The sequence below is a fragment of the Bacteroidales bacterium genome, from assembly GCA_013314715.1.
Taxonomy (GTDB): domain Bacteria; phylum Bacteroidota; class Bacteroidia; order Bacteroidales; family GWA2-32-17; genus Ch61.
In genome coordinates, this window is record JABUFC010000001.1 from 1 (window position 1) to 22,054 (window position 22,054).

Consider the following 22,054-nt stretch of genomic DNA (forward strand, 5'->3'; position numbering starts at 1 on the left):
TTTGGCTTTAAAAAAGATGTTTTTTTGAATAAAATCGTCCTGCAATTTGAATCATTACCTTAAAAATTCAATTTTAGGCAAATATTTTTGATATATCAAAAAAATAATATAATTTTGCAAAGGTCTCATTGCAATAATTTTTCCCAAATATTTTCTAGCTTTTCAACAACATTTGCCTATATCAAAAAAAATTATAGCTCTTTTACTTTCAAAAAATTTTAAAAATATTGCAGGAATTATTAAAGCAAAAAAATCTGATAAGAGCATCAGTTTGTATTTTTACCCTAAAAACAACCGGTATTTAAATATTTTAACTGACTATCAAGCTTTTTTTAATAGCATTAACCATGCGGCCAATTTTGGTATTATCATTTTCAATGATAAGGGTTATGTTGTTCATGTAAATAAAACTACATGTCAATTGTATGGCTATTCGTTTCACGAAATTATTGGTATGCATGGTACTACATTTATTCACCCCCAAATACACAGCGATTTTTACCGCTTTATTAACGATGTTAAAGCTGATGAGGTTTTTCAAGTTAAATCTATCGAAATAAGAAAAGATGGTAGCACATTTTATAGTTTGGTCGAAGGTAAAGCAATTCAAACAAAATATGGTAAATTTTTAACTGCTATTGTTTTTGATATTACAAAACAAACAGAAAAAGAGGAGGAATTAAATTTTCAGAAAACACTTTTCAAAAAAGTGTTTGAGCTTTCGCCCATTGGTTATTTTATTTACGACGAAAACTTAATAATTACCGATACCAACGAAGCTTTTTTAAAACAATTAGACATACAGCGAGAGACTTTTATTGGCATGGATATCCGCTCAATTAAAGATAAAAAGCCTTTTGCAATGCTCTCATCTATTTTTCAACTAAAACATGCTACATACGAAGGCTATTATACTTCTACTCTTTCGGGAAAAACTATTTATACAAAAGCTCAAAGTATTCCCTTTAAATTTAAAAACAAAACTTTTGCAATTGGTGTTTCGCTCGACTTAACAAAAGAAAAAAATATTGAAAAAGAGTTAACCGAAAAAAAACAATTCTATGAATCGTTATTTAATACAGCATTGACGGGCATTATTGTAACCGATACTGACGAAAATTTAATATTGGTGAATCCTGCGTTTGCCCATATATTGGGTTATACAGTAGATGAGATGATAAACACAAAATTATCAAACTATACTACGCCCCGACAAATGGTTATGTTCCAAAAGCAAACCGAAATTCGTAAAAAAGGCAAATCGAGTGTTTACGAAGCAATGCTCATTCATCGGAATGGAAGTATGGTGCACGTATTAATTAATGCATCTCCACTAAAAGATTCAGAAAATAAAGTTATCGGGACATTGGGAATCATAGTAGATATGACTTATCAAAACTTTTTGCTAAAACAAATTTCTGAATTAACACTAAAAAATGAAACTGTAATAAAAGAAAAACAAGCCCAACTGCAAGCTATTATTAATCATTTAAAAATGTCGGTTCCTTTATTACCTGAGGTAACTCATCTCCTTTTTAATCAGAATCTTAATGTAGAACAACAAAATGAACTAAAAAAGAGTTTAGACCGATATTTATTTATCTTGCAAAATACTTTTAAGCAAATAGAAATTTTACATCAGTGTGAGAAGTCAAATTTTAAAATACGCAATAAGCCCATTACATTTGAGCAATTTAACCAGCAAGTGAGTGAATGGTTGAAGCAAAAAGCTCAAACGATTTATACACCTTTTAGTTTTGATTTTCATCCGATTACGATAAAAGATACCATACTTTTTGATACCGATTCGTTGCTTAAGGCACTCGATTTTACCATCAATAATATTGTAATAAAGCATGCTGCAAATTATTTATTATTCGAAGCAAAAATTTCGCAATTCCATTTATTATTAACTATTCAAGCTCTGAAAAAAAACAACGATGAATTAATTAAATTCGCTTATTTTAACGATAAAACACTTTGTTATCAAGTGGTTTTAAAATTGCTAAGCTTTATGGGCGGTACGTTAAACGTTGATGACCAAAAAATTGAACTGCTTTTGCCATTTAAGTCTTATTCCGAAGAACAAAAAAATAAAATATCTCAAACGTCGCTACAAAATAATACCTATACAACCAAAATATGGTCGTCTTTTAACTTAATGATTATTACAAGCGATCTTTATCTAATGCAACTAATTGAAAGTTTATTGATACCGACAGAAATTCATATTTTAAAAGCTCCTACTGATTCAAAGTTCATCTCTTTTTTAATGCAAAATGTCATTGCAGATATTGTACTTATTGATGATGAACTATTTGAAAATCCTTTGATTGATTATAGAAGTATAATCCAACGTTTTTTGCCCAATGTTCCTATTTTAGGTATTTTAAAAGGTAACCAAAAAGCAGATTTTTCGTATGAAGGAATAATTTTAAATTCAGAAAATTTTCAAAATGAATTATTTGCAATGCTATCAAAATATTTAGAATATGGAAAACCAAATCAATGATCTGATTTACGAAAATAAACGATTAAAAGAAGAAATTGAGCGGTTGCGTAAATACATAAGTTTACCAGGATACGAAAAACGCGCATTGATTGAAATCTATTCAAAATTTGCAGAACGAAGCTTGAGTCCTATTCTTTTAAGTGATGAGCATGAGAATATTATTTATGCCAACGAAGCTTTTTGTAAATTATTGAATGTTACCAAAGAAGAAGTTAATGGTAAAAACCTTCGTAAATTTACCGACCGTGAAGAGTTTTCTACGTATCAGGTTAATACAGAATTGCGGAAAAAGGGCATTGCAAGCCTTTATGAAAGTATTTTGATTGATAACAACGACACAAAAATACCGGTTCAGATTTCGGCATCGCCTCTTTTAAGCGATGAAGGCAAATTAATATGTATTTTTGGCGTTATAACCGATTTAAGACCTTTTGTTAAGAATTGGCAAGAAGTAAAAAAACTTAATTTATAACCATGCTTTGTAATAAATGTTTAAGTTTTATTTTATTTTTTTCGATATACATGGGTTATGCTCAAAAATATGCTATTGTAATTCATGGTGGGGCGGGCAATATTACTCCTACTAACCTTAAAAATCAAAAAAAATATGCCGATGCGTTGGATTCAGCATTAAATATTGGTGTTACTATTTTGAAAAAAGGGGGCAATAGTGTCGATGCTGTAGAACAAGTTGTACGTTATTTCGAAGATAATCCATTATTTAATGCTGGTAAAGGAGCTGTTTTAACACAAGAAGGTAAAGCCGAACTCGATGCATCCATTATGGATGGGAAAACTGGATTAGCAGGTGCTGTGGCAGGAGTTACAAATATTAAAAACCCAATATCGGCGGCTCGTAAAGTAATGGAGAAAACTCCTCATGTAATGTTAATAGGTAATGGTGCCTCGGCTTTTGCCAAAGAACAGCAAATAGAAATTGTGCCAAACGAATATTTTATTACACCCGAAACCAAAGAAAGGTACAAAAAAGCAAAAGCATTGGATAAACATGGTACGGTTGGTTGTGTTGCTTTAGATATGTTCGGAAATTTAGCAGCAGCGACCTCAACCGGTGGTATGATGCTCAAAAAGTATGGCAGAGTAGGCGATTCGCCTATTATTGGTGCAGGTACTTATGCCAACAATCAGACTTGTGCCGTTTCGTGTACCGGACATGGCGAATACTTTATTCGCAATGCCGTTGCTTTTCATGTACATGCACTCATGCTTTATAAAAAGTTAACGCTTATGCAGTCGCTGCAATATGTGGTCGATTCTGTACTGACGCCACAAGGTGGCACGGGGGGAATCATCGCACTTGACCGAAAAGGGAATTGGGCTTGGTATTTTAATACTCCCGGTATGTTTCGAGCTTCTATGGATACTTCTGGTAAGAAAACCATTGAATTTTTTTCTAAATGAAGCAATTACCAAATAAAAAATCAGCCTTTAATCCTAAACTCAAACAACAAAACGTTTTAAAAGGATGGCATAAGTTACTATTTTTAAGCCCTATTTTGCTTATTTTATTTATTTATAAAGGTTACGATTACTATATCGATTATAAGTTAAAATACAATGGTGTTAATACGTGGGCAAAAGTTACACGCATTAGTTTATCGGGCATTCGCGATGAATTCGAAAATAATAACATTGAGTTTACTTATAGGATTAATGATTCTACCTATTTTGGCTATACCATGCAAACCACCAATCATCGTTATGTTATTAGCGACCTCGATATACCCATTTTCCCCGGTCAGGAATATCAATTGACTTATGTAAAAGATAATCCATCTATCTGTCAAATCAACTTTTCAAAACCAAATGTTAAGACGGTTTTAATGTATTTGAACGATATTTCAAAAATTATCCGGCATATAGAACATTGCGATTCATTACAAAGTTGGTGCATAGCATATTCTGTTTTTAAGCAACACCAATTTGAAGGCTTAGCTCAACTTTATTTTTACGATGAATATACAGTCGAAAATTTTAAACATAATAAAGATACCTTTACAAAATTTTGGCAATCGTCAGATATTAAGGCTATTAAAAATAAATGTTTAGTTAAAGAATAATATACTATTTTTATAGTATTACCGTTTTATATATATTAAACATATTAAATAATTAAAATATGAAAACAAAATTTTTTTTATTATTAGTTTTAATTACTTTAATGGCATGTAAGAACGAAAAAGAACTTATATCTAATGTTTCGTCAGCCGATATGTTGATTAAAAATAAAATTTGGTATGTCTATCCAGATACAAGCGATTATGGGAAATATTCATTAATAAAAGTTAAAGATAATCGCATTTTGTATAATTTGAATGGTATGAGTGCATACGAATATAAAATTATGGGCGATTCTATTTTTCTTGAGTTGTTACCCAATGAATTTTCAAAGTTTTATAAATTTAAAATTGAATTTATTTCTAACGATTCTATGGTGTGGAAAAGTACAAAACATATTATTTGTATGAGACTTGTTCAAGAATATGAAAAGATAATAGGAAATTGGAATATAATAGCAAAAAACGACGTTTACTACGATGTGAATAATGATACATCAAAGATTTATTATGTATTTAACAAAGATAAAACATATAGGATAGATAAAAATAGATTTTTTAATTTATATGAAAAAGGTACCTATAGAGTATTGGATGATAAAATTGTTTTAAAATCGGGCAATAAAGAAACTACTGTAAATTATTATTTTAAGAATAATTTTTTGATTTTAATCGTTAATGGGGAAAAATTACAATTTAATCGTATGTCGGTAGGCGGAGAGCTTTTTTGAAGTTTATTCTCCTATATAAAAAAATCTATTAACAAAAGAATTATAAATTTTTGAACACAAGCATATATTTTCAAAATAAGCTGTAATTTTGAAAAAAAAATGCCTATAAAAGTCTTATCGGCCTCTGCAGGAAGCGGTAAAACCTATAATCTGTCGCTATTTTACATAAAGCTTGCGATGGAAAAGCCAGATAATTATCAAAAAATACTGGCCATCACTTTTACCAACGCGGCTGTAAATGAAATGAAAAATCGAATTTTAAATCGCTTATTCGATTTAGCCAATGGAAAGGGTGTGGACGAATTTAGAGTATTTGCCGATATTTCTCCAAACACATTAACTAATAATGATATAATAAATCGTGCAAGTGATGTACTTAATCGCATGATTCATGACTATTACCATTTTTCGGTTTCGACTATCGATAGCTTTTTGCAACGTTTATTTAAAGGTGCTTTATACGAAATCGGAATACGTTCAAATTACGAATTAGTTGTTAATAATAACGATGTAATTGAACAGGCAATCGACGACTTTATTGCCAATTTGGATGAACAATCAAAAATATTCGACTGGCTAAAGCATTTTATTCAACAATTTGTAAACGATAATACGACCTTTGATACCCGAACACAACTTACGCAACTTTCGAATGAGATAAACAAAGAGTTTTTTTACCCATACGAAGAATTGTTTACCTCTTTAGAATCATCCGATTTTGAATCACTTAAGCATATACTAACACAAAAACAAGAACATTTTATACAGCAATGTAGTAACATTCATAAGCAGTTTATTGCTCTTTGTAATCAAGCAAAATTAAAAGAGGAAGATTTTTATCAAAAAAATAAAGGACCTGCAGGTTTTTTAGGAAGCAAATTGAGTTCATTTATTAGTCGAAAATCAACGCTTGCTGTATTTAATATAAAAAGCACTTATTTAAAAGAGGCTTTAGAAAATAAAAAATGGATAAATAAAGACTTATTAGCTCAGTTTTTACCTTATGCCGATAAATTTCAGTTATTACTTGAAACATTTATTCAATTGATAAAAAATGAGGGCAAAGAATATGAAGATGCCCGAATTATTACGAAACAACTTCATAATATAACTTTGCTAAATCAGGTTTTACATCATTTACGCGAATACAAAAAAACAAATAATATTGTTTTTTTATCGGATATTGGTAAGCTTTTGCAGCAATTTGTTAAAAAGAATTATTGGTTTATATACGAAAAATTAGGTGTGCGGTACGAATATTTTTTGATAGATGAGTTTCAAGATACATCGAATGTACAGTATAATGTTTTAAAACCTTTGATTGAAAATAGTATAGCCGATAAAGAAAGCGATAGCGTTTTAATAGTTGGCGATGTAAAACAAGCTATATATAGATGGCGTAATGGCGATTGGACTTTAATGCAAGAAACGATATTAAAAGATTTTAACCATAGAGTTGAAAAAAAATCATTAAAAACTAACTGGCGATCCTATCCTTATGTAGTTTCTTTTAACAATGCTATTTTTGACCTATTGGTCCATTTTCCTGAATTATTTAAATCAAAAGATATTGATAATAGCTCGATATTGAATTTGAGTAATAGTATTTATAGCGATGCTTATCAAGAAATATCATACACAAAATTAGAAAGTGATTTTAAAGGCTTTGTGAGGTTATATTTAACAAAAGAAATGAAAAAAGATGAGACCGATAATGACGATGAAAATATAGAAAATGATGATACAGAAAAAAATATAGATCAATGGCTTTTAAACGAAGTAAATAATTTGTGGCAGTATGGCTACAAAAATATTGGAATATTAGTTCGTAATAATAAAGAGGCGTCAAAAATATTTTCATTTTTAATGAATGAATTGAAAATAGACGACCCCGAATTTAAGATAATTTCAAAAGAAAGCATTACTTATTCTAATTCGAATGCTGTATTGTTTATTATCTTTTTTTTACATAGTCAGCAAACACATGCTAGCCTAGCAGAATATTTTGTTCAATATTTTTTTGCTAAGCTTAATATAAACGAACCGTATTACGAATGGCAGGAAAAATATACCAATAATCTCGATTATTTTAGTAAAAACCTTTACTCAAAAGCAGAATTTTTGGTAAACCTTATATATAGTCATATTTCTGCTCGTGAAAAAGTATTTTGTTTACATTTTTTACAATTATTAAAAAAATATATTGAATTAACCCCCTCTAACGAAGCTGTTTTTATACATTGGTTTCTTAAAAATGGTCTTAATGAATCAATAAAAATAAGTGGCGAAAATATTGGTGTTCATATTGTTACTATCCATAAATCAAAGGGTTTAGAATACGATGCGGTTATTATACCTTTTGTAAATTGGACTAAAAAGTCTAATTCAAATTACATATGGTTAAATATGCCCCATTGGTTAAACAAACAAACAAATGTGCCAGCATTACTCGTAAAAGAAAATAAAGAATTATTGACAAGCTCATTTGCTTCTGCTTATCAATTAGAATGCGATAAAAATAAAATAGATGACCTAAATTTATTATATGTAGCATTTACAAGAGCAAAGAAAGTTTTAATTGTAAATATTTTAAACAGGCAAATTGGAAAAGAATTTATCAATCTTTTAGATAAAACTACACACATAAAACTATTGGGCGAAGAACGTACCTTAGAATCATATATCGTCAAAGAGAATGAAAAAATACGTATTTATGAATTTGGACAATGGACTGCTAATAATGAAATATACCCAGAAAAACAATCAAATTCGTATCAAATAAAATCTGTAGAAACTCAAAATAAATTACAATTTGTTGTAAAAAATAACAATGAATTATCGTCGAATAAGCAGATTGCTCGCGGAATTTTAATTCATTCAATAATGGAACAAATAAATAGCTTAAATGATTGGAGAGAAAAAGCCCTTAAAATAATGATAATGAATAATATTTGCGAAGATGAGCAAAATGAAATACTTGCAACCATTGAAAAGTTATGGAAAAATATTCCCGAATTGGCAACATGGTATTCGCAGGCAACACAAATATGGAGCGAACGAAAAATATTTTATAGAAAACAGTTATTTCGACCCGATAAAATTTTTTATTTAAAAAATCATATTATTTTGGTCGATTTTAAAACAGGTGATACGTTGGTAGAACATTATTTTCCTCAATTATATGCTTATAAAAAGATGCTTCACGAAATGAACTATACTCAAGTTGATGCTTATATTGTTCAAATTGAAAAACAAAAATTAATTTATGTTGAATAAAAAGTGATGACTTATGATTAGTTTTTTTAGTTCTATCGTTTTATTGTTTTTGGGCTATTTTTTATATGCTCGTTTTATAGAAAAAGTTTTTGGTGTAGATAAAGAACGTCTTACACCTGCTATCACAAAGACTGATGGAGTAGATTTTGTTCCATTATCTTGGTCTAAAATTTTTTTAATCCAGTTTCTAAATATAGCGGGTTTAGGTCCTATCTTTGGTGCAGTGGCAGGTGCTATGTGGGGACCTGTAGCTTTTTTTTGGATAGTATTGGGTAACATTTTGGGAGGGGCTGTTCACGATTTTTTCTCCGGTATGATATCGGTTCGAAGAGGGGGCGAAAGTATTCCAGAAATTATTGGTGCTTATTTAGGGGTTACCGTTAAGCAATTGATGCGTGCATTTGTTGTAATAATGATGATTATGGTTGGAGCTGTTTTTGTCGTAGGACCAGCTAAGATATTAGATGGTATGACAATCGGCACAATGGGGCTTACTTTTTGGGCAACCATTATTTTTATTTATTACATATTGGCCACATTGTTGCCAATCGATAAAATTATTGGCAGAATATACCCATTATTTGGTTTAGCTTTGTTGTTTATGGCTGTAGCCATTTCGTTTATGATGATTTATAAAGGATTACCAATTCCAGAAGTGTCTTTGACCAATATGCATAGCCAACCCGAACAGTATCCTATATATCCACTTTTATTTGTATCTATAGCTTGTGGAGCTATTTCAGGCTTTCATTCAACGCAGTCGCCTCTTATGGCACGATGTATAACCAACGAAAAGTATGGTCGTCGAGTGTTTTATGGTGCTATGGTGGCCGAAGGTCTAGTCGCTCTAATTTGGGCAGCTGTAGGCATGAGCTTTTGGGGTGGAGTAAAAGAGTTAAATACAATAATGATTGCTCAACAAGGTAATGCAGCTTGGGCAGTAAACGAAATTTCGTTGGGTTTACTTGGTAAAGTTGGTGCTATTTTAGCCATTCTGGGTGTTGTTGCTGCGCCCATTACCAGTGGAGATACTGCTTTTAGAAGTGCACGTTTAATCGTAGCCGATTTTTTAAAACTCGATCAGAAACCTATTAAAAATCGCCTAATTATTTCGTTTTTCCTCTTTTTAGGAGGATTTTTGTTGACCCTTGTTAAGTTTGATATTATTTGGCGTTATATGGCATGGTCAAATCAAACTTTAGCAACTTTAGTACTATGGGCTATAACAGTATATCTGGTTCGTAATGGTAAAATATATTGGATAACTTTAATTCCTGCTATATTTATGACAGCTGTTGTAAGCACATATATATTTATTGCGCCAGAAGGATTTCAATTGTCGCAGCAGTGGAGTTATATACTTGGGCTTATTATAACGTTATTTTTCACATTTTTATTTTTTTACAAACTAAAATTTTTAAAACTACATACTGAAAAATTATGACAACTTTTTTATCAGAAGTCGCTCATTATATTTATAAATATAATACACAATTTGCAAATGTTGTAGTTTTAATGCCGAATAGGCGTTCTTGTTTGTATCTCGAAAAAGAACTTTGCAATTTATTAAATCATACCAGTTGGTTGCCGCAAATAATTTCGCTTAACGATTGGGTTAATCAGCATTCATCATTACAAACAGCTGATGAGTTATTGCTAATTTCACATTTGTTTAAGGTGTTTAAAAATAATTATACAAACAAAACTATTACTTTTGATGAGTTTTATTTTACCGGGCAAATTTTATTGAATGATTTTAATGATTTAGATGCAGAATTAGTCGATGCCGAAAAGTTATTTACTAATCTTGCTGATATTAAAGAAATTAGCGAACGTTTTCCTTTTGATGACGATTTTTTTAATATATTAAAAGGATATGTTCAATTGTTGGAAAAGCAAAATAAGTCTAAAGATGAATATGGGCTCGATGAATATTTAAAACTTTGGCAAGGATTTTATACACTTTACGAACAATTTAAAAAAGAATTGATATTAAGTAAGATAGCCTACGATGGTTTATTAACTCGTTACTTTGTTGAAAATGAGTGGTCAAAATTAAACCATTTTAAAGACAATATCTTTTTTGTAGTTGGGTTTAATGCAGTTAACAAAGCAGAAAAGAAAATATTTGAATTATTAAATCATCAAACAGAAGTACAATTTTTATGGGATTACGATGAATATTATATAAAAAATGAGCAATTTCATGCTGGCGAATATTTAAGAAACTTATTAAAAAGTTTTCCTCCACCTAAAGATTTTGTTGGTTCATTTGACAATTTTCGAAAACAGCAAATTAAAATTCATGCATTACCTAACGAAGTTGTACAAGCCAAATATGCTTGTCAATGTTTAAGTTCTAATGAAGCAACTACTGGACTCATCTTAGCCGACGAAAGCTTATTGCCTGTGGTTTTGGCTTCATTGCCCGAAAATGTAACAAAGGTAAATGTTACAATGGGATTTTCGGTAAAATATTCGACTACATATTCTTTTATTAGGCAATTGTTTCGGTTAATTCAACAAATACGTTTTGTGCATGATGATATATGGATATCTCGTGTTACATGGATGGAATTACTTTATCACCCATTTCTGGCAGAGTACAAAGAGTTACGACATCAGTTAGATAGTTTGCTTAATAAAAATTCTAATTATCAAGCTTATTTAAGCTTTAAAAATAGTTCAATATTTCAATCTAATTCGGCAATTGAACAACTATTGTATGCTTTTTTTAAAAACATTGATCATCTTACTTTTATTAGACAACTTTTAGAATTATTACAATTTTTAGAACAAAAATGGCTTCAAAAAGAAAAATTATCTATTAATGAAGAGTTGGAGATTCAGGCTTTACGTAAAGTATACAACAGCTTAGGTAAGTTTTATGAACTTCTTCAACAAAATGAAATTGAAATTAACGATAAAAGGCTATTATTACGTCTTATTCAACAAATAATACAACGCCAAAAGATTGATTTATTTGGTGAACCATTAGAGGGGTTGCAAATAATGGGGCTTATGGAGAGTCGTTTAATCGATTTTGAAAAAGTCTTAGTATTGTCGCTCAATGAATCGGTTATTCCTGGCGAAAAATTTATGCCTACTTTTATTTTACATTCATTGCGATTATTCTTTGGAATGACTACTCCCGAAAGACGTGAAGCAATAGATGCATATCATTTTTACCGATTATTACAACGAAGCAAAGAGTCGTTATTGTTTTATTCTCAATTTATTGGTAATGACGAGGCAGACAAAAGCCCATATGTTAGACAATTATTATTTAATACCAATATTAGTGTAGAGGAGTTTTTTATTCACGATGCAATTGCAAAATCTGATATTGTAGAACCAATAATTGTCAATAAAAAAGATATTGAAGAAGAATGGCATACGTTTTTAAACAGCAATGATTACATTCAATTATCACAAGCAGCATTAGCAACTTACATTCAGTGTCCGCTAAAATATTATTTTGAAAGAATAAAACATTTAAGCGATGCACAATTGTTCCCCGACGATAATCTTGATAAAAAAATGGGGGATATTTTTCACGAAGCCTTGAGAAAATTATTCGAAAGTTACGATTTTATTGAAATAAAAGACTTAGATCAAATTCAGCAAAAAATACCGTTGGTAGTAGATGAACTTGTTTTAAAAAATTTTGATTTAACATGGATGCAGGTATTGTTAATGAAAGAGCAATTAAAAAATTGGCTTTATAAATTTATTGACGTTGAAAAAGGTGAAAATTCGCATTTCCCTGCAAAAATTTTAGGCTTTGAAAAAGATTTAAACTTCAATGTTCAATTGTCAGAGAAAAAAATTTTACTATTCGGAAGAGCTGATTTTATAATAGAAAGAGATGATGCGCTGTATATTATTGATTTTAAAACCGGTGGCGAAAAAGATGTACGATTTAATCATATTGAAGATTTATTTAATCAGAATGCAAAAATGGTTTATGCTTTTCAGTTGGCATTTTATGGCTATTTATATAGTATGGATAAAAATTTTGAAAAACCATTGTATCTTGAAAATATATATATAAAAAAATATGATTCGCCTTTTAAAAAAGTTTTATCAAAATTAGAACTTATACAAGATGTCAAAGGAAAAAAGAAACCTGTTTTTATGCCATTAAATTTTAATAAAAATATTGTAACTGAATTTGAAAAATATATGATAAATAAAATAAATGAATTATTTAACGAAAATTATCCTTTTATTCAAACTACCGATATTCAAAATTGTGAGTATTGTAATTTTAATTTAATTTGTAGAAAAAATTAAACTATGTATCCTAACAATTTTTATACTTTTAAGGTTAGGTTAAAAGATAAGCCTTTTAAGACTCTCGATGGTAATGAGTATATACAAACAGCGTCTATAAGCTTTTTTAATGAATATGGTCAGGAAATAGCCTATTGTGAGTTGGGGTATATTGCCATTGATGAGATATATAAGAAAATTTATAATCATGAAGCATTGTGTTTAGATTATGTTTATGTCGAAAATTTCTCTATTCTTGATTATAAAAATAAATATCAAATAAACGACGAAGAATCAGTTGAAATATTTAATTTTTCTGCTAAGTCAGCAGTTTTTTATGCAAACAATGCTACAATATTTAATGGTATTATTTTTAAGGAGAAGCCCGTTACATTCGAAAACGCTTTATTTATAAAAGGAATTACGAGCTTTGATAATGTAATGTTCGAAGAAGGCAATGTTAATTTTAATTCTGCTATTTTTTTTAATGGAAATGTAAGTTTTTATAATACTAATTTTTTAAAAGGAACTATAAATTTTAAAAATACAACTTGGGGAATTGGTAACAAAAATTTTCAATACACCTATTGGGGCAATGGTGATATACTATTTAGCAATAGTTTATTTAAAGATGGAAATATTTCTTTTGTAAATTGTTCATTTGGCGATGGTGAGTTGTCGTTTAAGGTATGTTCTTTTGGTAAAGGCAATATCGATTTTCGTTTTGCCGTATTTGGCGATGGAAATTTAAATTTTGAACGGACAGAGTTGGGCGATGGCTTAATAGACTTTAGTAAAACGGAATTTGGAAAAGCAAAGGTAAACTTTAACAAAGCTATCATTGGTAAAGCAGAGTTGAATTTTGATGAAATTCAGATGATTGAAGGTAAATGGCTATTTAAGCAAGTTTACATGGAAGAAGGGAGTATTCATTTTGACGAGGCCGAATTAAAAAAAGCTCAAATTTTCTTTAATCGCTCGATTTTTAAGCAGGTAAATATTTCATTTTATAAGTCATCGCTTAGTGTTTTATCGTTTGAGGCTTGTCAGCTAAATAGTTATTGCGATTTGCGACTTTTACACTGCAATTTTTTAAATTTATCGGGAGCTTTTATTCGAGATATAGTCGATATTTCGCTCGAAGAAAATCCTAAAAGTATCGATTCATTGTATGTTTTTGGTACGCGTTTAATGGGTCGGATTTTTTTATCATGGAAAAATAATGGGGTTCAAGAAATGATCCATAAGAGTACCGAAAATAAATACGAAAAAGCGTGGCAGTATAATCTTTTGAAACAAAATTTTAACACCATTGGTCAATACGATGATGAAGATTTAGCATATGTAGCCTTTAAACGTGAAGAACTTGCTCTAAAAAAAGAACAAATACAGTTCGAAAAATGGTATAAACGCTTAACAAAACAATTTTTATTAAGTTTTCAGAACTTAGTATTCGATAAAATGGGTTTATATGCAACTTCGCCTTTACGCGTTTTTTATAGTATTATAATTTTGTGGTTCTTTTTTGGATTATTGTTTTCATTTTTGCATTATGTTGGAGTTGGAAAAACATGGTCTTCGGTAGGTAATCCCGATCATATTTCTATTTTTGCTCAATCCTTTTATCATAGTGCCATTACATTTTTTACCATAGGTTATGGCGATGTTTTTCCCCAGGGTTTAAGTCGTATTTTATCTTCAATAGAGGGTTTTGTCGGTGTGTTTATGATGTCATATTTTACGGTTGCATTTGTAAGAAAAGTATTGCGTTAATAATTATTTTTTGATGAACATCATTGTTGGTTATTAAATTAATACTTATGTTTGTTCAAAATATTTTTTGTGAAAACTTTAACTTTTAACGAATTAAGAAAAATTAAAGATTCCCTGCCGGAGGGAAGCTTAAAAAAAATTGCCGAAAAATTAAACTTACCCGAAGAAACAATACGAAATTATTTTGGAGGAACTTCTTACAATAATCAATCTACAACAGGGATTCATACCGAACAAGGACCCGATGGGGGGATTGTTTGTATTGACGATACCACTATATTAGATTTGGCACTTAAAATTATTGAAGAGTCATCAGTTGAAAAAAATGGACACTAAAAAGAGCCTCGAAGAAATTGCTTTACAATTAGCAGAATCAGAACTAACGCAATCTTTGTTATATCAACATCCTTTAAAACATCCTTTACCAAACCGAAATATCTTATCTGAAATTATTACATTACTTCGTCAATGTTTATTTCCGGGTTATTATAGCGATCCACCAAAGCATACATCGTGGAAGTCTAAAATTGAAAATATACTCGATTCTATTCATGACTCACTTATTGAGCAGATATATGCAGGACTGTGTTTAGATTGTAAGAATTTGAATAAAAATCAATGTCAGGAATGTAAAGTTAATGCGCATGAGTTAGCTGCCATTTTTTTGAGTCGCTTACCTTATATTCAAGCTTTATTAGCCAAAGATGTGGTTGCTATTTATGAAGGTGATCCTGCTTCTAAAAGTACAAGTGAAGTTATTCAATGCTATCCGGGTATTAGAGCTATTACCAATTATCGAATTGCACATGAGTTATATAAATTAAATATTCCAGTTATTCCGAGAATAATTACCGAGTTTGCACATTCCGAAACCGGAATTGATATTCATCCCGGCGCACAAATAGGCGAATATTTTGCTATCGACCATGGAACAGGTATTGTAATAGGTGAAACATGTATTATTGGTAATCATGTAAAAATTTATCAAGGTGTAACACTTGGAGCAAAGTCTTTTCCATTAGACGAACAAGGTAATCCTATAAAGGGAATACCTCGCCATCCGATAGTCGAAGATTATGTAGTTATTTATGCCGAAGCCACTATATTAGGACGAGTTACGATAGGGCATCATTCCATAGTTGGAGCTAATCAATGGATAACATCTGACTTACCACCTTACACAAAAACAACTTTAAATCATTGAAATATTGTTTATTAACATTTTTTTGTAATAATTTTATTTTTATATATTGATTTTTTTAGAAAAAATGTTTTACCTTTGCTATCAGTTTAACCAAAATTATTTATTTATGAAAAAATTATTTGCAATTTCTTTAATCGTTTTAGCAGGTGCTGCTATGTTTACAAGTTGTAAGAAAGATGAAACAAAACCAGCTCCTGAAATTACAGTAACCAACAACAAAACTGCTTATACGGTTACTGCTACTGCAGACACAACTATTACATTTAACGTAACCGTTACAGCAGAAGCTGAAATTGACCAATTTACTATTAAAAAAACCGTAGGTTCCACAACTACTTCTTATGGTAATCCTTCTGGTTTTGCTGGTCAAACATCATACACCTACAATTTCCAAGAAGTTTTCCATCCTACGGATACCTATCCTATTTCTTTTACATTTAAAGTAGTTGATAAAGAAGGTCAAGAAGCTTCTATTACTGTTACAGTAAGCAAAGTACAGGGTCAAACAGGTACTCCATTTGGTGCATTTAATAGCTATACTGCCGTACTAATGGGTGGTCAAAACAATGCAACAACAGGTAGTTTCTATGCTTCAGTTGGTAATCATGTTTATACATTATCACAAGCTGCTGCTAATTCTGCTTCAGTAGATTTTGCATATTACTATGGTTCCACAAATTTAGCTACCTTATCAGCTCCTGCTGATCCTCAAATTACATCGGTAGCTAATTTTTCAACTATAGCTAACTGGCAAACTAGAAATAATACATTATTTGTAAAAAATCCTAGTGTTGATTTTGCTAATATATCTACTACAACAGATATTTCAGGTGTTACATTTGGTACTGACCTTAAAGCTAATCAATTATCTGTAGGTGATGTGGTTGCTTTCAAAACAGCTGCTGGTAAAATTGGATTTGTTAAAGTAACTGCTATTACACAAATTAACGGCACTAATTCAGAAGGTACCATTACTATTGATGTGAAAGTACAACAATAATATTTTAAATCTTATTTAAAAAAAACCCGCAAATTTTTGCGGGGTTTTTTGTTTTTATTTGAAATTGATATATATTTGTATAAACCAAATTGAGAGTGTTATGAAAAAAATTTTAGTATTTTTTTTGCTGTATATTCCTATTTTTATTATGGGACAAAATGTACAGCAAGATAACCATAAGTTTAACACAAAAAATCCAACGCAAAAAGTAATCGTAAAAAAGGTGAAGGTAAATGAGAAAAAAACTGTTATTCAGCCTAACTACCCAACCGAAGCATATTTAAAAGCCCATAATGTTCCCGAAGATTTTCCTCGATACAAAGATACTGGTAATCCAAAATTGGACGGTGCACGCTATCACGATGAAAAACAAGCATGGATAAAAAAACATCCAAAAGAATTCGAAAAAATAAAACATTTGAATTTATAACCCTAAAAATGATACGCATATGAAAACAAAAATTATACTAGGGTTCGTTATAATATTTTGCTATTCGTCGTTGTGGGCACAAACATTTTCAAATACAACAGCAACAGCTATTCCAGATAATAATACCAGTGGAGTATATGTTGATATTAATGTGTCTGGAATTTCACCAACGGCAATATTGGAAAACGTAACGTTAAACATTACGCATACATGGGATGCTGATTTGGTGATTTATATTGTTGATCCATTAAATAATGAACATTTGTTATGTAATCAACGAGGAGGTAGTGGCGATAATTTTACCAATACGGTTTTTAGAAACTCTGCCAGTACAAGCATATCACTGGGTTCAGCGCCTTTTACAGGAGCTTTTATCCCTGAAGAAACATTGCCAAGAGGTGTAAATCCGAATGGTACTTGGCGTTTGCATGTAGTCGATTTGGCTTCAGGTGATGCCGGAACTATTAACAATTGGTCTATTACCTTTGTTGCACCTCCATGTCCAACTGTGGGTATTCATACCAGCCCTGCAGGAGTAACTACCATGACATGCCGCGATAGCGTTTATATTTTGCCAAACGACTCTGCTGTTGCTGGTGGGGCTATTTATCCTTCGCTATATTTTCAATTTAATACCGGTGCTAATGGTGCTAAAAATGCCGTTACTATATACGAAAATGGTCAGGTTATTTATCAAGCTGGTTATGGCTTAATGGACCCCAATACCGAATTAACGGTTTATTTCCCTGGTCCGGGTGCAGATCCTAATGCAAATTATACCATTCAAGTTTGCAATCAAGATGGAACTGCTCCTATGCCTTGGGTCGTTTACGATGGCAATGGAACTACCTATGCTTCAGGTACAACACCTACCGGTTGTACCAATTATGGAACCTGGCACCCTGCTGGGATACTTTCTTGGACCATTTCTCCTTCTGCATCTGGGTTATATTATGCTTCATGGGGATTGGCGGGCTTTTGGGCCGATGAATCGGGACCTGGCACTTATACTATAACTTACAACTGGGACAACCAAGGTTCAGGCTCTTATCATTGTTCAGGTTCTGCATCTACGGTAATTACAGTTACCAATCCTTGGAATGCTTCGTGGAATAGTCCGGGTACTATTTGCGCTTCGAATGGAACAATTGCTCTTAATGGATATATAACCGGAAATACAGGTGGCACATTTTCGGGTACGGGTGTAAGCGGAAATAATTTTAACCCAAGTGGCTTGTCGGGTAATGTTAACGTTACATATACGGTTGGGAATAGTAGTGTATGCTATGCTTCACAATCGCAAACAATAAATGTTATTCCACTAGCTACTGCAAATGCAGGTTCAGATGCATCAGTTTGTGCAGGTCAAACCTATACAGTAGGAGGAGCAAGCTATGGTGGGAGTGCTACCGGGTGTACATGGACAACTAGCGGTAGTGGTTCATTTAGTAATGCCAATACAACATCACCAACTTATACACCAAGTGCAGCCGATATTTCAGCCGGTGGTGTTAATCTTACTATTACAACAACAGGTCCTTGTGCAGCAGCTTCGGATGTAATGCACTTAACCATTAATGCATTGCCCAATGCAAACTTCTCGTATGGCTCGGGTTCATTTTGCAAAACAGGAACTAATCCTACTCCAACCGTCAATACACCAGGAGGCACATTTACATCATCACCCGCTGGTTTAAGTATAAATTCTTCGACAGGAACCATCGATTTGGCATCGAGTACCGTTGGTACATATACGGTAACTTATTCTATTGGAGGTGTTTGTCCAAATAGCTCTTCGGCATCGATTACTATTACCAATGGATTTGATGCACAGTTTAGTTATACTGGTCCTTATTGTCAATCGGGATCTAATCCTTTGCCATCGCATACTACAGGTAGCGATGGAACATATACTGCAAGTCCGTCTGGCTTAGTATTTGCTAATGCTAACACAGGCGAGATAAATTTGGCTCTTAGTGCACCAGGAACTTACACAATAACCAATACAATAGCCGCTTCAGGTGGTTGTGCGTCTGCTTCATATTCAAACTCTGTTACTATTGATCAAGCTGCTACGGTCAATGCCGGAAGCGATGCCACTATTTGTTCTAATCAAAATTATCAAATTACAGGAGCAAGTATAGGGGGAAGCGCCTCATCGATTACTTGGACTTCAAATGGAACGGGTTCGCTTATCAACGCAGGTACTTTGACACCAACCTATATTCCAAGTGCATCCGATGCTGCTAATGGCTCTGTAATACTTACTGCTACTACCAACGATCCACCGAATACTTGTCCTTCAGTTAGTGATCAGATGATTATTTATATAAATCAAGCTTCAATTGTTAATGCTGGAAACGACCAAATTATTTGCGAAGGTAGCATAGTTAATATAAATGGTACTATGTCAGGTGGTACTACTTCTGTTTTATGGACTTCGTCTGGAAATGGAACTTTTGCTAATACATCCAGTCTTGTTACAAATTACATTCCTTCGAATAATGATATACAAAATGGTTTTGTATGGTTATATTTAAATGGGAACGATCCCGATGGAGCAGGTCCTTGTAGTGTTGCAAAAGATTCTGTTTACATTCAAATTAATAGAAAAGCAACGGTAAATGCAGGTAATGATATAGAAGGCTGCGCTGGAGAACAAGTTAATATTTCAGCTTCATTGGGTGGAACAGCTTCTACGGTCTTATGGACCACTAGCGGCTCAGGAACATTTACCAATGCAACTATTCCAAATACTTTTTATATCCCATCAGCTAACGATATCGCTTCGGGTTATGTGTATTTAATTGTTACAACGAATGATCCAGATGCAAATGGTCCATGTACTATTGCAAAAGATAGTTTGTTATTAACCATTCATCCATTACCAATTATCAATAATATTCAGACAACACCTGTAACTGATTGTAATGCTCCTAATGGAACTATTACTATTACGGCAAGTAGTTCGCTTACTCCGATAGAGTATTCGATTAACAACGGAACTAATTTCTCTTCAAACAATAGTTATTCAGGATTAAATGCAGGTATTTACAATGTGGTAGTTAGAAATGCAGCAGGATGTACTGCTAGCCAAACTGTTACTATTCAAAATACACAAGGACCACAGATTTTATCTATTGATGCAATGGATCCTTTATGTTATGGACAAACGAATGGACAAATTATTGTTCATGCTACGGGTGCAAATTATTATGTTCTAAATGGCGGAAGCCAAACAACCGACAGTGTGTTTACAAACTTAGCGCCCGGAACTTATAATATTTTAGTATTAGATAATGGAAATTGTCAGGCAACTTCGCAAGTTACACTTACGCAACCATCTGATATTATTGTAAATGATTTTAAACAAAATATTCAATGTTTTGGTGAGCAAAATGGTTCAATAGCTTTAACCGTTCAGGGTGGAACTTCACCATATAGTTACAATTGGAGTAATGGTGCGAATACCGCAAATGTTAATAATTTGGCTGCAGGTATTTATATTGTAACCGTATCGGATGCACATAATTGCTCAAAAGTATTAATCGATTCTATTAGTCAGCCAACTATGATTATAATAAGCTTAACTACTACAGACCCAACTTGCTTTAATACAACCAATGGAAGCATTCAATCAACGGTTTCAGGTGGAACCCCCAATTATGCTTATAGTTGGAGCAACGGTTCTTCGAGTCCTTTCTTGACGAATATCCCTGGAGGTACTTATACACTTACCATCACCGATTCTAATGGTTGTACCAAAACTGCCTCTACAACATTAAATACACCTTCGGCATTGAATGTAGAGCCAAGCATCAATCATATTACCTGTTATGGGTTGCAAAACGGAAGTATATCGTTGAATGTAACAGGTGGCTCTGCTCCTTATGCATATAATTGGAGTAGTGGTCAAACAACTTCGGTTATTACCAATCTCAATGCAGGAACTTATACTGTAACCATAACCGACCAAAATTTATGTAATGGGGTTTATGCTTATACTGTTACTGAACCATCTGAGCTTGTTGTAACTCATAACCAATCAGGTGTATTATGTAATGGTGCAACTACCGGTTACATCAACTTAAGTATAACAGGTGGAACTACTCCTTATTCGTATTTATGGTCAAATGGAGCAACAACAGCCAATATTCAAAATATCGGTGCCGGAACCTATACTTATACTATAAAAGATGCCCATCAGTGTTCACAAACACAAACTGTTACTATCTTAGGTAGTTCTGCTATTGTGCCTACTATAACTTTTGATGCTACTACACAGCAAGCTGAAGTTAATGTTATGGGTGGCACTTCGCCCTATACTTATTTATGGAGTAATGGAATAACAGATACCATTATTACTCTTACAGAAACAGGTTTATATGGTGTAACCATAACCGATGCCATTGGTTGTACGGCTATTGCAAGTTACAACCACGATGTTCCTTTGAAAATTCCTACTTGTATTACTCCCAATGGCGATAAAGTAAACGATGATTTTGAAATTACCAACATTGCAGCTTATCCAAAACTAACCATAAAAATATATAATCGTTGGGGAAATTTACTTTACTCGTTTGATGGAACCGGCTTAGAATATGCATCACCCGATAAACGTTGGAAAGGACAATATAATGGTAAAGACTTGCCGATGGGAGCATATATGTATATTATTGATTTGCATAACGATAAAGAACCTATTACAGGAACGGTATCAATAATTCGATAAAATATTTGGTAATGTTTAAAAAATAATGTTAAATTTGCATAAA

Annotated in this window: 14 protein-coding genes; all 14 read left to right on the forward strand. The window is 32.0% G+C overall.

Annotation, left to right across the window (positions count from 1 at the left end; all coding sequences use genetic code 11):
* The first annotated feature begins 172 nt into the window (after positions 1–172).
* The 14 genes from HPY79_00005 (at position 173) to HPY79_00070 (ending at position 22,011) form a co-directional block, all read left to right on the forward strand.
* A complete protein-coding gene (locus tag HPY79_00005) occupies positions 173–2,512 on the forward strand; it encodes a PAS domain S-box protein (GenBank protein ID NSW44201.1) in 2,340 nt (779 codons plus the stop codon).
* A complete protein-coding gene (locus HPY79_00010; protein ID NSW44202.1) occupies positions 2,493–2,984 on the forward strand; it encodes a PAS domain-containing protein in 492 nt (163 codons plus the stop codon). Before HPY79_00005 ends, HPY79_00010 begins: the two co-directional genes overlap by 20 nt.
* 2 nt (positions 2,985–2,986) lie before the next feature.
* Positions 2,987–3,934, forward strand: a complete 948-nt coding sequence (locus HPY79_00015; protein NSW44203.1) for an isoaspartyl peptidase/L-asparaginase — start codon at positions 2,987–2,989, stop codon at positions 3,932–3,934.
* Positions 3,931–4,593: a hypothetical protein gene (locus tag HPY79_00020; protein ID NSW44204.1), complete on the forward strand. Its 663-nt coding sequence runs from the start codon at positions 3,931–3,933 to the stop codon at positions 4,591–4,593. The genes HPY79_00015 and HPY79_00020 overlap by 4 nt, the downstream gene beginning before the upstream one ends.
* 59 nt (positions 4,594–4,652) lie before the next feature.
* Positions 4,653–5,321 (forward strand): hypothetical protein, encoded by a 669-nt coding sequence (locus HPY79_00025; GenBank protein NSW44205.1) that lies wholly within the window; start codon positions 4,653–4,655, stop codon positions 5,319–5,321.
* 99 nt (positions 5,322–5,420) lie between these two features.
* Positions 5,421–8,597, forward strand: coding sequence for a UvrD-helicase domain-containing protein (locus HPY79_00030; GenBank protein NSW44206.1), 3,177 nt, complete (start codon positions 5,421–5,423; stop codon positions 8,595–8,597).
* Positions 8,598–8,610: 13 nt separating this feature from the next.
* On the forward strand, positions 8,611–10,041 hold the full coding sequence (locus HPY79_00035; GenBank protein ID NSW44207.1) for a carbon starvation protein A: 1,431 nt from the start codon (positions 8,611–8,613) through the stop codon (positions 10,039–10,041).
* A complete protein-coding gene (locus HPY79_00040) occupies positions 10,038–12,893 on the forward strand; it encodes a PD-(D/E)XK nuclease family protein (protein ID NSW44208.1) in 2,856 nt (951 codons plus the stop codon). The genes HPY79_00035 and HPY79_00040 overlap by 4 nt, the downstream gene beginning before the upstream one ends.
* Positions 12,894–12,896: 3 nt before the next feature.
* Positions 12,897–14,645: a two pore domain potassium channel family protein gene (locus HPY79_00045; protein ID NSW44209.1), complete on the forward strand. Its 1,749-nt coding sequence runs from the start codon at positions 12,897–12,899 to the stop codon at positions 14,643–14,645.
* Positions 14,646–14,714: 69 nt separating this feature from the next.
* Entirely contained in the window at positions 14,715–14,981 is a 267-nt protein-coding gene (locus tag HPY79_00050) for a DNA-binding protein (protein ID NSW44210.1), read from the forward strand.
* A complete protein-coding gene (locus HPY79_00055; protein NSW44211.1) occupies positions 14,971–15,849 on the forward strand; it encodes a serine acetyltransferase in 879 nt (292 codons plus the stop codon). Before HPY79_00050 ends, HPY79_00055 begins: the two co-directional genes overlap by 11 nt.
* 106 nt (positions 15,850–15,955) lie before the next feature.
* On the forward strand, positions 15,956–16,849 hold the full coding sequence (locus HPY79_00060; GenBank protein NSW44212.1) for a hypothetical protein: 894 nt from the start codon (positions 15,956–15,958) through the stop codon (positions 16,847–16,849).
* A 100-nt stretch (positions 16,850–16,949) separates the two neighbouring features.
* Positions 16,950–17,279, forward strand: coding sequence for a hypothetical protein (locus HPY79_00065; protein NSW44213.1), 330 nt, complete (start codon positions 16,950–16,952; stop codon positions 17,277–17,279).
* 19 nt (positions 17,280–17,298) lie between these two features.
* Positions 17,299–22,011 (forward strand): gliding motility-associated C-terminal domain-containing protein, encoded by a 4,713-nt coding sequence (locus HPY79_00070; protein NSW44214.1) that lies wholly within the window; start codon positions 17,299–17,301, stop codon positions 22,009–22,011.
* Positions 22,012–22,054: the final 43 nt, after the last annotated feature.

Coding starts and splice junctions, on each gene's coding strand:
- HPY79_00010 (NSW44202.1), top strand. CDS start 2,493: ATGGAAAACCAAATCAATGATCTGATTTACGAAAATAAACGATTAAAA.
- HPY79_00015 (NSW44203.1), top strand. CDS start 2,987: ATGCTTTGTAATAAATGTTTAAGTTTTATTTTATTTTTTTCGATATAC.
- HPY79_00020 (NSW44204.1), top strand. CDS start 3,931: ATGAAGCAATTACCAAATAAAAAATCAGCCTTTAATCCTAAACTCAAA.
- HPY79_00025 (NSW44205.1), top strand. CDS start 4,653: ATGAAAACAAAATTTTTTTTATTATTAGTTTTAATTACTTTAATGGCA.
- HPY79_00030 (NSW44206.1), top strand. CDS start 5,421: ATGCCTATAAAAGTCTTATCGGCCTCTGCAGGAAGCGGTAAAACCTAT.
- HPY79_00035 (NSW44207.1), top strand. CDS start 8,611: ATGATTAGTTTTTTTAGTTCTATCGTTTTATTGTTTTTGGGCTATTTT.
- HPY79_00040 (NSW44208.1), top strand. CDS start 10,038: ATGACAACTTTTTTATCAGAAGTCGCTCATTATATTTATAAATATAAT.
- HPY79_00045 (NSW44209.1), top strand. CDS start 12,897: ATGTATCCTAACAATTTTTATACTTTTAAGGTTAGGTTAAAAGATAAG.
- HPY79_00055 (NSW44211.1), top strand. CDS start 14,971: ATGGACACTAAAAAGAGCCTCGAAGAAATTGCTTTACAATTAGCAGAA.
- HPY79_00060 (NSW44212.1), top strand. CDS start 15,956: ATGAAAAAATTATTTGCAATTTCTTTAATCGTTTTAGCAGGTGCTGCT.
- HPY79_00065 (NSW44213.1), top strand. CDS start 16,950: ATGAAAAAAATTTTAGTATTTTTTTTGCTGTATATTCCTATTTTTATT.
- HPY79_00070 (NSW44214.1), top strand. CDS start 17,299: ATGAAAACAAAAATTATACTAGGGTTCGTTATAATATTTTGCTATTCG.